Source organism: Leptolyngbya sp. FACHB-671 (assembly GCF_014695745.1).
Classification (GTDB): domain Bacteria; phylum Cyanobacteriota; class Cyanobacteriia; order Elainellales; family Elainellaceae; genus JAAUTN01.
Genome location: NZ_JACJOV010000082.1, coordinates 1 through 13,148, shown reverse-complemented (window position 1 = coordinate 13,148; position 13,148 = coordinate 1). Strand labels below are relative to the sequence as shown.

Annotated in this window: 5 protein-coding genes; 3 read left to right on the top strand and 2 right to left on the bottom strand. The window is 49.5% G+C overall.

Translation table 11 applies throughout. From position 1 onward, the window contains the following. Window positions 1-208: 208 nt before the first annotated feature. Window positions 209-655, bottom strand: a complete 447-nt coding sequence (locus H6F93_RS10665; protein ID WP_190641113.1) for a DUF4383 domain-containing protein — start codon at window positions 653-655, stop codon at window positions 209-211. 552 nt (window positions 656-1,207) lie between these two features. Between H6F93_RS10665 and H6F93_RS10660 the strand changes: the two genes are divergently transcribed. The 3 genes from H6F93_RS10660 (at window position 1,208) to H6F93_RS10650 (ending at window position 1,944) form a co-directional block, all read left to right on the top strand. Further along, window positions 1,208-1,447: a hypothetical protein gene (locus H6F93_RS10660; RefSeq protein WP_190641112.1), complete on the top strand. Its 240-nt coding sequence runs from the start codon at window positions 1,208-1,210 to the stop codon at window positions 1,445-1,447. Between the two features lie 35 nt (window positions 1,448-1,482). Continuing rightward, the gene (locus tag H6F93_RS10655) at window positions 1,483-1,620 is read left to right on the top strand and encodes a hypothetical protein (RefSeq protein WP_190680529.1); all 138 of its coding nucleotides are present in this window, start codon (window positions 1,483-1,485) and stop codon (window positions 1,618-1,620) included. An 87-nt stretch (window positions 1,621-1,707) separates the two neighbouring features. After that, entirely contained in the window at window positions 1,708-1,944 is a 237-nt protein-coding gene (locus tag H6F93_RS10650) for a hypothetical protein (RefSeq protein ID WP_190680527.1), read from the top strand. 308 nt (window positions 1,945-2,252) lie between these two features. Here the strand turns inward: H6F93_RS10650 and H6F93_RS10645 are convergent, their stop codons facing one another. Continuing rightward, window positions 2,253-12,464, bottom strand: a complete 10,212-nt coding sequence (locus tag H6F93_RS10645) for an Ig-like domain-containing protein (protein ID WP_190680525.1) — start codon at window positions 12,462-12,464, stop codon at window positions 2,253-2,255. Window positions 12,465-13,148: the final 684 nt, after the last annotated feature.

The following is a 13,148-nucleotide window of genomic DNA, read 5'->3' as shown; positions in this document are numbered from 1 at the left end:
AACCGCCCCTACGCTATGTTACCCATTAAGGAAATTGCTGTAGGTTCGTTCCACTCGCTCTAGCGTGGGAGCTCTCAAAATGTGGGAATCTCCACACGGATAATCAAAGTACGCAGTACCTTGTCTAGCAGGATTCAACGCGAAACAAAAAAGAGATTGGACAAAGCCCAACCTCTTTTTTCCCGTCATTTAGAGTGAAAGTAGCAGCTTAATTTTGAATGCTTTCTTCACCCAGTTCTGCCAGGTTGGGCGTAGCAAAAAATCCAAAGTAGGTGGCGATCGCAGCGGTAAGTGCATGTAGCCAGACATCGTTACCAAAAATGGGGACTAAACCCAAGGTGGACTGAGTCGCAGGAAACAGTCCCAAGATCGCTAGCGTTCCATAGAAGAGTGCTAGCACTCCGCTAAAAAGACGAGCACTACCCAATGAGGTAGCGCCAAGAATTCCTAGAAGCCCTACTGTCAGGTGAACAACGTTGTGTAGAACATTGATTGGGAATAACCCCATTAGATAACCGTATCCATTAGTGACTCCGAGACCCACCATATCAGGGTCAGCGGCAGGGGGAGTAACAAAGCTTGGAATAAATCCGGCTATGCCAACAAGTAAGAAGATGATACCGACGGTCAGGGAAAAGTATTGTCCTGGTTTCATAATTGAGCTCCTAAAAGTGTAAAGAGATGGAAGATTTTCAACATTTACTGGTCAAACGCTTCAATTCCGATTGTAGGGGCGAAGCATTAATTAGCAAGCTTTTGAAAGTCTACAAAGCCTATTGCTTCGATACTTCGCTCCTCCGACAGAGAACTCTCACCCTTCTGGGTAGGAATAGGACGGATGTATCTGCCATAGCGTCAAACCCTTCCTCAATCCGAATTCGATAGTGCTATTTGCGCCACACTGTACATAGCTGAAATGGCAAAAAATGTGCACTACAAAACCCACAGATCACTATTTTTCGTGCTGTTATGATGTTTTCCTACAAAACTGAGGGCGAAGAAGTTTGTTATCGATCTAAATCTTCTCTATCTAAAGTGGTAAGCATATATACCCTTTTAGCGGATAGATTAGAACGTGTTAACGGCTAAACTCTTGTGGTTGTGGTTGGCTTGTCGTCCTTCGTCCTACCAGTTCAGCGTCAGTTATAAAAATAGGATCTATTGAAGGCACTTTAGAAGATTTGAAGGTGACTCCAAGGCAAAAGCTATGAACCGAAGGTTACCGATGTCCGTCCAGGAGAAAGAGCAGCTTTTTCAATCTGAGCTAGTTAAGGCTTGTATACCGCGTGATCAAGCCGTGAAAGTGGCTCAGATTCTTGCTTCTGAACAGGACGATGAACAGTTAGCTGCCGAAGATGTTCAGTTAGTCAAACAGGTTTGTCTTCAGTGGCTAGAGCAGCGTAAGCGTTTGGAGTTCATCTCACAGGCTGCTCATGGAGACTTCTGATCTCCAGCTAGCCTAGGTAGGTTGCTGCAATAATCGTGTTACGGGTGTGGCATCTGTTTGACGTTGATGCTCATATGAAGTTGATAGAGCGATCGCCCAATCCTTTCAACTTTAATAACCCTGACTTAAGAAGAGACGAACAAAAACAGCAGCAACCAGCCTCGGTCGTATAGCGTTTAGTTTGATTTTCAGGCAACGAAATTTTTAGGTCAGGTGTAGCAGGAAATGCGATCGCCATTCTCACAAGTACCCTCACCTGATTGACTTTTGGACTCAAGTCTGACCAGGGTCAGCTCTCGCGGCAGTTAGAGGCGATCGCCACGGATGCTGTTGATATGGAACGGATCGAGCAAGCCGAAAACCAACTAGAGTTCCTCAGCAAAGAATTCCCCGATAGTCTAGCCGCAGAGGTGGAGGCAAATCAAACCCAAATAGCAACCTTGGAAACTCATATTTCAGCTGCACTAAAGTTCTATTACGAGATTGCTTGTGCATGAACTTCTAGTGTTTGTATAACAATCTTCTGTCTCAAGCAAACATATTTGTTACCAAGAAATCTGAAACGTTGAGGTGAGGATGGGAGAATGAGGGGATATACCAATTCCAAAAATTAGGGCTACAGATGGAAGGGCACCCTGCGGAGCGGGGTGCCCTTCCATCTGTAGCCTCTTTTTAGAGAAACGTTATTAGCATTACTTAAACCTGGACTTAATCCTCCAGCTTGAAATAATGCGAATTGTCCACCTAGTCCAAAGAGTATGCTTAATGTAAGCAGGTGGGGTGACTTGCTTACATTAACCTTGTTTTATAGGGCAAAGTTACGGCAGCTAATTGCTGTAGCTGTCACATTTTGCAACGTAGCAAGGGTGACAAACGTTTTGCCTGCCCCGATTCCGTCGGCGTCAACTTGGATTTGGGTATCAGCACCCATCTGTACAGACTGGATTAATTGGGTATGGAGAGCATGTGCTCGTCCTCCAGCAAAGGCAGGTTTGGCGAAGATGCGGCGCAAGTCAAGTGCATCTTGTCTGACATTGAAGTCGGTGATGCGATCGCCTTCTGCAGATAGTTTCTCGAAGACAAACAGGTCTTTGTCTCGTCCACCCGTAAGGATATCTTGACCCAACCCACCAATCAAAACGTCACTGCCTCTTTGTCCCAATAGTCGGTCCTGTCCTGTACCTCCCGTTAATTGATCCCGTCCAGACCCACCATCTAAGACATCATTTCCACTGCCGCTGAAGAGCCGATCGGCTCCTGCGTTGCCCTTCATGATGTCGTTGCCTGTACCTCCTACAAGGCGATCGTTCCTATTCTTACCAGATAGTCGATCGTTGCCTGATGTGCCCCTGATGCTTACCCCACGTTTACCCACGTTGAACCGAATTGGAGTGGGTTTTGCCAGCCGACAAGCATCTCCCGTCAGCACAAGGTTAATGCAGTCAAAAGTACCAACGCTGACATTATCTAGCACGACCAGTGTGGTGTAGTTGCTGCCGGAATTCAGACCGTCACTATCAACACGGATTTCTGTATTGGCTCCCACTTGAACCTGCTGGATTAATTGACCGTGAAATCGCTGTGCCGCTGCTGCTCCGCCAAATTCTTTACGAGCAAAGATAGGACGTAGATCCAGTAAATCAGTGGTGACATTGAAATCGGTGATGTGATCAACGCCTTCTTTCAGGGTGTTGAAGACAAACATATCTTGACCCCGACCGCCGGTTAGCCGATCTCGACCCCGACCACCTACTAAGATGTCATTGCCGCTGCTAGCACTAAGGCGATCGTTGCCAAGGTCACCCTTGATTAAGTCGTGACCTGTACCACCACTAAGGCGATCGTTGCCACGACCTCCCGTGAGGCGATCGTTGCCACGACCTCCCGTAAGGCGATCGTTGCCACTGCCGCCGAGCAGGCGATCGTTGCCACTATCCCCTGTGAGAACGTCTTTGCCACTGTCGCCAACTAGCCTGTCATTGCCACTCTTGCCTTTTAAGATGTCATTGCCCTTATACCCTCTAAGGAGGTCATTTCTGCGAGTACCGCTAAGCCGATTTTTGCTGCTATTGCCTTTTTGCACCTTGCCACGCTTACCACCCCCTGTGAAGTCAATTGCAATTGCCTCACCCAGTTGACACTCTTCTGCTGTCCAACTGCCTTGTACTGTGCTAGCAAAACGATTGCCTAGTAAGTCACTGATGTCGTTGGTACTGGTGAAGGCAAGTGTGTAGTTACCGCCTTCATTGGTGCGTCCATTGAGATTGCCGATCGTCCAGGTCATTCCATCAGGACTTGTTAGGGTGGCCCCTTCTAGCGACACAAGTGCACCATCGTGCGTCAGTGCTAAATCAGATAAATCAAAGTTCTTGATGGGTTCGTTAAAACGGATGACCAGCTTACCTTGTGGATTGTCTTCTGTGGGCGGGGCACTCACGTCAAGGACAGCAGTAGGTGGGGTTGCATCAATGGTGATGGTGAGTGGAGTAGACGTTGGGCTGGTATTACCCAAGCTATCAACAACCGCACTGCTCAGCTGGTAGACTCCATCTGGAAGCGGTGACTGCGGAGTAAAGCTCCATTTTCCGTCTGCACCAGTGGTTGTAGTGTCAAGTAAAGTGGTTCCGTTGAACAGTTTGATGGTGGTGTTGGCTGTTGCTGTTCCTATCAGGGTAGGAGTGTTGTCGCTGGTGAGATTATCAGAGTTAGATGCTCCTGTGTCACTGCTGCTGGATAGTACTGGAGAAGATGGGGCTGAAGATGTGGTGAGATTGGCAGTGCGGTTCAGCCCGCTAGGCGCAGCACTGTTGCTATTCCCTGCTTTGTCTTGAGCGATGTTTGCACCCATCTCAACGTTGACTACACCAGTGGCATTGGGGCTAACGGTAAAGCGATAGGTGATGCCACCATCGTCACTCGTCGGAGCAGTAGTAATGGTGCCATTGCTGACCGTAATATCATCACTCGTCAATCCTGTTACTGCTTCACTAAAGCTCGCAGTGACTGTAAAAGAACTCTTAACTTCCGTAGGTGCATCTGAAGAGAGGCTGACAGTGGGGTTAAGCGTATCAATACCGAACAGGTCAGCAAAATTGGCAGAAGTTTGGAGGTTGCCTGCGCCGTCTTTCGCACCCGTAATCCGAACATCAATATTTGCCAGGTTAGTGTTGGCATCAGCGACATTGTAGGTTGCAACATAGGTTGTGCTGTTTGTCCAGTTACCACTAGCAAAGCTGATGGTAAACGCTGGGTCTTCTCCTGCTGTTGGAAAACTCAGGGTGGGGTTGACCGCAGTATTCATTGCCTCGCTGTAGACTGCCGTTAGCGTGAAAGTACCGTTGTCTACTGTTGCATTGTTAAGGATGAGAGAACTGGAAGTAAGGCTAGTAAGGGTAGGTGATGTAGTGTCTCCCGTGTTGTTGATAATTGCCTGATTGGTGAAAGAATTTGCAGGATTTCCCGCAGCATCTTGAGTCAAGTTACTTCCGGGTTGGGTGTAGCTGGCAGCTACGGTATCGTCCTGGTTAACGGGGTTGGCAAGCGTCAGAGTGACGGTAGAGTTGTTGAGGGCGATCGCACTAACGGCTGCAGCAGTGCCATTGACTGTAATGGTGTAAGCATCTGTAGACGGTGTGAAACCACTGTTGAGCAATTCACTGTAGTTGAGCGTTAAGGTCGTACCATTGACTGCTGCACTAGTCAGGATGGGTAGTGTTGTATCAACGATTGCTGAAACCGCTGGTGAAAGAGAGCCAATATTGCCCGCTTGATCGGTGATCTTAGCAGTGACGCTAATGTTACCTTCACCCTGTGCAGTGATTGCTGCAGATGAAACTGTGACCATTGCGCTGCTGTTGGTGATATCACTATCGGTCAGGGTATAGTTGACAGTTTGCGCTCCCCAGTTGAGAGTCAGAACATCCCCGCTTAATGCGCCTGTTCCTGTCAGATTGACATCTACGGTTGTGCCATCAGATGCTTCAGTCTGGCTGATGCCACCTGTGGCTTCGGAGATGATATTAATCGCAGGGGCAGCAGGGGCGATCGTATCTACGGTGACGGTAGTGGGCGTAGAAATAGGGCTGCTGTTTCCTGCTTGGTCGAGCAATTCGGCAGTGACCTTAAAGGTGCTATCTCCTTGTGCGGCAATCGTGGCAACCGGAACCGTAATGATGGTGCTGCCCCTAGTGACATCGCTGTCTGTCAGAATGTAGCTCACCGTTTGTGTACCCCAGTTGAGGGTGACCGTATCGCCAGCTAACGCTCCTGTTCCAGTCAGGCTAACATCTACGGTTGTGCTATCAGCCGCTTCAGCCCCATTGATGCCACCTGTTGCTTCTGGGATAGTTGTAATTGCAGGAATCGTGGGTGCGATCGTGTCTACTGTGATAGGGGCAGGAGCTGAATCGGGGCTACTGTTTCCTGCTTGGTCAATCACCTTAGCGGTGACATTGAAGGTACCATCGCCTTGAGAGGTAATGGTGGAATCAGGCACCGTAACCGTTGCGCTGTTGTTCGTAATATCGGTACTTGTGAGCGTATAGCTGACGAGCTGGTTGCCCCAATTTAGAGTAAGGGAATCACCTGCCAAAGCTCCTGTTCCAGCAAGACTGACGTTCACCAAAGTTCCGTCTGCGGCTTCAGTCTTGTTCAATCCACCGCTGGCTTCCGGAATGCTAGCAATGGTAGGTGCAGTGGGTGCGGTCGTGTCTACTGTGACAGGAATGGCAAAGGAAGAGGGACCTGAGCCAATCTGAGCTGAGACGTTATACGTGCTATTTCCTTGGGCAGTAATGGTGGTAACTGGAATGAGGACAGTAGCACTGTTACTTGTAATGTCGTTACTCGTCAGAACATAGTTGACGGTTTGACTTCCCCAACTGATGGCAAGCGTATTTCCTGCGGTAGCTCCAGTACCGTTAAGATTTACCAGAACTGAGGTGCCATCAGCTGCTTCAGTGCTATTTAAGCCACCCGCCGCTTCTGGAATACTAAGCGATGGAGCGTTGGCAACTACCGTGTTAACTGTGACAGGTACAGTTGCAGAATTGGGGCTAGTGTTACCTGCTCGATCGACTATCTTAGCTGAGATATCAAACGTACCATCACCTTGAGTAGTAATCGTCGAAGTAGAAACTGTGACCGTAGCACTGGTAGCTGTAATGTCTGCGTCTGTGAGAATGTAATTAACAGTTTGGGTGCCCCAGTTGAGTATGAGCGTGTCACCCGCAATCGCACCTGTTCCGGTCAGTCCAACATCGACGGTTGTACCATCACTTGCTTCTGTTGCGTCAATTTCACCTGCGGCTTCGGGGATGCTGGTGATGGCAGGAGCCGTGGGCGCAGTTGTGTCTATTGTGACAGAGAAGGGAGATGACTTTGCACTACTGTTTCCTGCTTGGTCGATAACGTGGGCAGTGACGTTGAACGTACCATCACCTTGAGCAGAGATGGTTGAGGTGGGAATTGTGACTGTCGCACTGTTTGCTGCAATGTCGCTATTTGTCAGCGTGTAGTTGACCGCTTGCCCATCCCAATTCAGGGTGAGCGTATCCCCTTTAATGGCTCCGGTTCCTGCAAGGCTGACATTCACTGTTGTTCCATCAACAGCTTCTGTATTATTGATTCCGCCTGAAGACTCAGGAATGCTGCTGATTGAAGGGGCTGTGGGTGCGATCGTATCGACTTGAACAGGAACCGCAGGAGAATTAAGACTGCTATTGCTGACCTGGTCAGTTAGCTTCGCAGTAACGTTGAACGTGCCATTGCCTTGAGTGGAGATAGTTCCGGCGGAAACTGTGGCTGCCACAGTGCCGTTGGTGATATCGGTATTGGTTAGTACCCGGTCAAAGGTCTGAGTTCCCCAATTTAGGGTAAGGGTATCACCAGCGATCGCTCCAGTTCCAGCTAGATTGACGTTTACTGTCGTACCGTCGGCGGCTTCTGCTGTGTTGATGCCTCCAACTGCTTCTGGGATGCTGCTAATCGTTGGGGCAAGTGGACGAGTGGTGTCAACGCTAACGAACGTGGCAGCAGAATTGGGGCTGCTGTTTCCAGCTTGATCACTCAGCCTAGCAGTAACGCCAATGGTGCCATTGCCTTGAGCTGTGATGATCGCCGATGAGACTACGATACTCGCACTCTCACTCGTGATATCGCTGTCTGTCAAGACGTAGCTGACCGTTTGGCTGCCCCAGCTTAGGGTCACGGTATCACCTACAGCTGCACCAGCTCCAGCCAAACTGACATTAACTGCCGTTCCATCTGCTGCTTCTGAATTATTTAGTCCATTTGCGGCTTCTGTAATGTCCGTGATCTGAGGAGCCGTCGGAGCAACCGTATCAACCACGACGGCAATTGGGGCAGAAGCAGGGCTGACATTGCCAACTGAATCCGTGAGTTGCGCCGTGACATTAAACGCTGTGTTGCCTTGGGCAGTGATCGTTGCCGCCGGAACTGTAACGATCGTGATGCCGTTGGCAATATCTGCGTTTGTGAGGGTGTACTCAACCGTTTGATTACCCCAGTTAAGGGTGAGTATATCTCCAACAGCAGCACCGGAGCCGCTGAGGTTGATATTGGCAGTTGTGCCATCCTTGGCTTCAGCCGCATTAATCCCACCTGCTGCTTCTGGGATGCTGGTGATGGTTGGAGCAGAAGGCGCAATCGTATCAACGGTAATAGAGATTGGGTTAGAGCCAGGGCTGAAGTTTCCTGCTTGATCCGTCAGCTTAGCAGCGACGTTGAACGCACCATCACCTTGTGCAGAAATAGTCGAAGCGGAAATCGGAACAACTACACTGCCCTTAGTAATATCGCTGCTAGTCAGCGTGTAATCAACCATTTGTCCTCCCCAGCTAACCGTGAGGATGTCGTCCACGGCAGCACCTGTACCAGAAAGGCCTAATGTCACATTTACAGTGGTGCCATCCTTGGCTTCAGCGGCGTTAAGTCCTCCGGATGCTTCAGGAATATTGGCGATGACAGGTGCTGCGGGAGCGACTGTATCAACCGTAATAGAGAGGGACAAGGAATCAGTACTGCTGTTGCCAGATTGGTCGATCAGTTTTGCCGTGACGTTAAAGGTGCCATCACCTTGAGTCACGATCGTCGCGTCTGGCACAACCACTGTTGCGCTATCAGCTTCGATGTCATTGTCGGTTAGCACATAGCTGAGAGTTTGACCTCCCCAAGCCAAGACTAGGGTGTCTCCCGCGATCGCTCCGGTTCCCGCGAGGCTGATAGTAACGGGGGTGGCATCTGAGGCTTCTGCTTCATTTAGCCCGCCATCTGCTTCTGGAATGCTGCTGATTACAGGCGCAGTCGGAGCAGTCCTATCAACCGTCACTGAGACAGGTGAGGATTTGAGGCTGCTATTGCCCGCTTGATCGGTCAGTTGCGCCGTGACATCAAAAGTAGCGTCTCCTTGAGTGACGATCGTGCCACTAGGAACGGTAACGATCGCCCCGTTGGTGCTAATGTCAGTGCTGGTCAGGATGTAGTTGACTGTCTGACCACCCCAATTCAGGGTCAGGGTGTCTCCAGCCAATGCGTTTGTTCCTGTTAAGTTGATGTTGACGATCGTGCCGTCTGCGGCTTCAGTCTTGTTCAGTCCACCTGTAGCTTCAGGAAGGCTTGTGATTGCAGGAGCTATGGGAGCAACCGTATCGACCAGCACCGTCAGTAGTGATGAAGAAGGACCTGCACCCACGCGGGCAGAAACCTTTACACTACCATTACCCTCTGTGTCGATCGTATTGGTGGGAATTGTTACGGAGACACTCCCACTGTTGATGTCGTTTGCAGTTAAGGTGTAGTTGATGACTTGCGGACCCCAGTTAACGCTCAGGGTATCGCCAGCGACTGCTCCAGTCGTACTGATGTTGACGACAACAGGCGTGCCGTCTGCGGCTTCGGTGCTGTTGAGTCCGCCGATTGCTTCTGCAATGCTGATGGTAGGAGCATTTGCAGGAGCCGTATTGACGGTGACTGCAAATGGTGAACCATCAGGGCTGACGTTGCCTGCCTGATCAACCAGTTTGACGGTCACGTTAAAGTTGCCGTCGCCCTGGCTAGAAATGGTAGAAGCTGGAACAGTGACCGCTGCACTGCTGCCCGTGATATCAGCATCGGTCAGGGTATATTGAACGGTTTGTGTTCCCCAACTGATGGTTAGAGTGTCGCCTGCGACTGCTCCTGTTCCAGTCAAGCTAACGTTGACCGTTGTGCCATCACTCGCTTCTGTTGCGTCAATTCCGCCAGTAGCTTCGGGGATATCGATGGTTGGAGGAGCGGTGGGTGCGATCGTATCAACGGTGACTGCGACAGGATTAGAAGTGGGGCTGGAGTTACCGGCTTGATCCCTCACTTGAGCCGTAACGCTAACAGCACCTTGCCCTTGAGCAGTAATAGTATTAACGGGAACGGTGACGATCGCGCTGCCGCTGGTAATGTCTACACTGGTGAGCGTGTGAGTGACCGTTTGAGCTCCCCAATTGATTGTTAGGATATCTCCTGCAACAGATCCCGTTCCGGTCAGAGCAACGCTAACAACTGTGCCGTCGCTGGCTTCAGTGCTATTAAGTCCGCCCGTTGCTTCAGGAATGCTGGAGATAGATGGAGCGGTGGGACTTGTTTGATCTACCGCAACCGAGAATGCACTGGAAGTGGGACTGTTATTGCCTGCCTGATCGGTAATTTGAGCAGTCACATTGAAGCTGCCATCTCCTTGAGCAGCAATGGTGGCAGTAGAAACGGTGACAGTAACCGTGTTGCTGGTGATGTCGCTCGCAGTCAGAGTGTAGCTAACGGTCTGTGTGCCCCAAAGCACTGTAAGTTTGTCGCCTGCGACAGCTCCGGTTCCTGCCAAACTCACATTGACGATCGTGCCATCAGCAGCCTCAACATCATTAATGCCGTTTGTGGCTTCAGGAATGCTGCTAATCGCAGGTGCAGCAGGTGCAGACGTATCAATCGTGACTGGAAAAGCAGTCGAAGTGAGACTGACATTTCCTGCCTTGTCAATGAGGCTTGCAGTCACATTAACATTGCCATTGCCTTGAGCAGAAATGGTAGACGCTGGTACGGTGAGTGCAACACTACCGCTGCTGATATTACTGCTAGTCAGGACATAGTTAATAGACTCGCCGCCCCAGTTCAGTATTAACGTATCGCCAGCAACAGCTCCAGTTCCAGTCAGGCTAACGTTTACTGTTGTACCATCAGCTGCTTCAGTGGCGTTGAGTCCGTCTGTTGCTTCAGCAATAGTGGAGATGGATGGAGCGGTGGGTGCGATCGTATCGACACTCACCGGGAAGGCATTGGAGTTGGAACTCACATTGCCTGCTTGATCTGTCAACTTGGCAATGACGTTGAAGGTCGTATTGCCTTGAGCCGTAATCGTGCTAGCTGGCACAGCCACAGCGGCACTGTTGTTGGTAATGTCGGTGGCAGTCAGCGTGTAGGTGATCGTTTGAGTGCCCCAACTGAGCGTAAGCGTGTTACCTGCGATCGCTCCGGTTCCAGCAAGACTAACGTTGACCAACGTTCCGTCTGCTGCTTCCGTAGCATTCAAGCCACCTGTGGCTTCTGGAACGCTGGCAATCGTGGGAGCTAGGGGAGCAGCGGTATCAACAGTGACGGAGGAGGGAGCAGAATTTGCGCTGGTGTTTCCTACGGAGTCAGTCAGCTTTGCTGTGACGTTGAGGGTGCCATTGCCCTGAGCCGCAATTGTGGTAGCCGAAACAGGAAAAGCAACGTTATTAGCGGTGATGTCAGTTGCGGTCAGCGTGTAGGTTGTAGTCTGAGTGCCCCAGTTCACAGTCAAGATGTTTCCAGCGATCGCTCCAGTTCCAGCTAAACTGACATTAACGATCGTGCCATCAGCAGCTTCTGTTGCGTTAATCCCACCTCCTGCGTTTTCTGGAATGCTAGAAATCGTTGGAGCGGTCGGAGCGATCGTGTCTACGGTCACCGGGAACGCTGCGGAAGCTGCGCCGGAGCCAATTTTTGCCGTAACGTTAAACGTGCTATTGCCTTGAGTGGTGATTGTGGCAGCAGAAACAGTAACGGTGGCACTGTTGTTAGTGATATCAGTGGCAGTTAGGGTATAGGTAACGGCTTGACCACCCCAAGTGAGCGTTAGAATATTTCCTGCTACAGCACTCGTTCCTGTAAGGTCAACAGTCACTAATGTGCCATCAGCGGCTTCTGTCGCGTTGATCCCACCCCCTGCATTCTCTGGAATTGCCACAATATTCGGTGGTGTTGCTGCTGCCACCAAGTTCGCAAACGATGCTGTTGAGCTGAGATAAGATGTCCACGTTGCTGCTAGGTCGTTGGTGGGAGTACCTGAGATGTCTTTGTTAACGTTGTTCAGGTTGGCAGATGAAGTCAGAGCAAAGCGAATCGGTGTATTTTCGCTGAAATTCGGATAGGGTGATGCTACAACTTGCGCATCTCCATCGGTGCTGGAAGCATCTTGGAGAAGCGTATACATGTTGTTGAAGTTAATGATCAGATCTACATACGTAGTCCCTGAAATCGTCGTTTTTGCGATCGCCGAGTCAGCAATTTTCAGAGCACTCTGAACACTTGCTTGCGCTGCTAGATAAAAGTCAGTGTTGTTGGGTCGCGTGTTTACGCTGCCACTCTGGCTACCTGCAACATAAAGTCCGTCTGCAACAGGGGTGCCTGACGTGTAGCTGTTGGGTAGAGCGCCCATGTCAGCTACAAGGGCAAAATCAATCTTGCCATCTAGCCCAGTGCCCGCATCAACATCGAAGTTAATGATTAATTTCTGAGAAAAGCTGCTGTTTACAGCAGCTCTCAAAAGCAAATATTTTGTGCCTGTTGAGTTGTCAAAGCGAGAATATAAAGCAACACCCGACGGATCGTTGGTTAAGTCTGCGTTATTTGCAAGATCTCCGGCTGCATCATAATTTGAGCCAGAAACAGCAACCTGAAGATTAGCAGCAGGATATGAGTTCCAGTTAGTAACGACGTTGGAGTATGGCATCTTTGTACTTTGACACTTAGTGAGAATAAGGTTTACAAGCAAACAGGCAAGCAGTAGTCGTGCAGACTTAATAAGTCATACACGGCTTCTATAAACTGAAAAATTGAATAATTGCTTTAGCTGGAGGAACTTGGCGACATCCTGCTAGTTGACCTGGGCTTGTATGTTTCAACACAAGCGTGTGGTACCTCATGAAGCAAAGTAGAACGACGTAATTCTTACAGCATCCTTAATACCAATTGATTTGAGGTTGCACTTTAATCTTCGTCTTTCCCTGAAACTTTCAGTAATTGTAAGGCTGCCTGCATTTCATACGAAATTGGTATAAGCACGTAAATACCTAGCTGTATTCTTTTTGTAACGCCCTTCAATAAGTAAATTCTGGGTTACTTGACGAATCTTACATAAGCGATTGTTTGTAACATGCAGCAGTTATTGCCTCTTACATTTATCTTTCTTAAGGTGCCCTATTCACAATTACAAATAACAACTCTACTTGTGTACGGTATTGTCAATTTGATCGGAGAAATTGAAGAATAAGCACGATAATTCTTGTCAAGTTAGAATCATAGGAATCCGGATGGTAGAGTGACACTAATTTATTCCTCCTTCCACCAATGAAAAAGTGTGTGTCCACGAATGGTGTCTGGCATGGCTGAAAGAGTAAGACAACGAGAAGCTAAC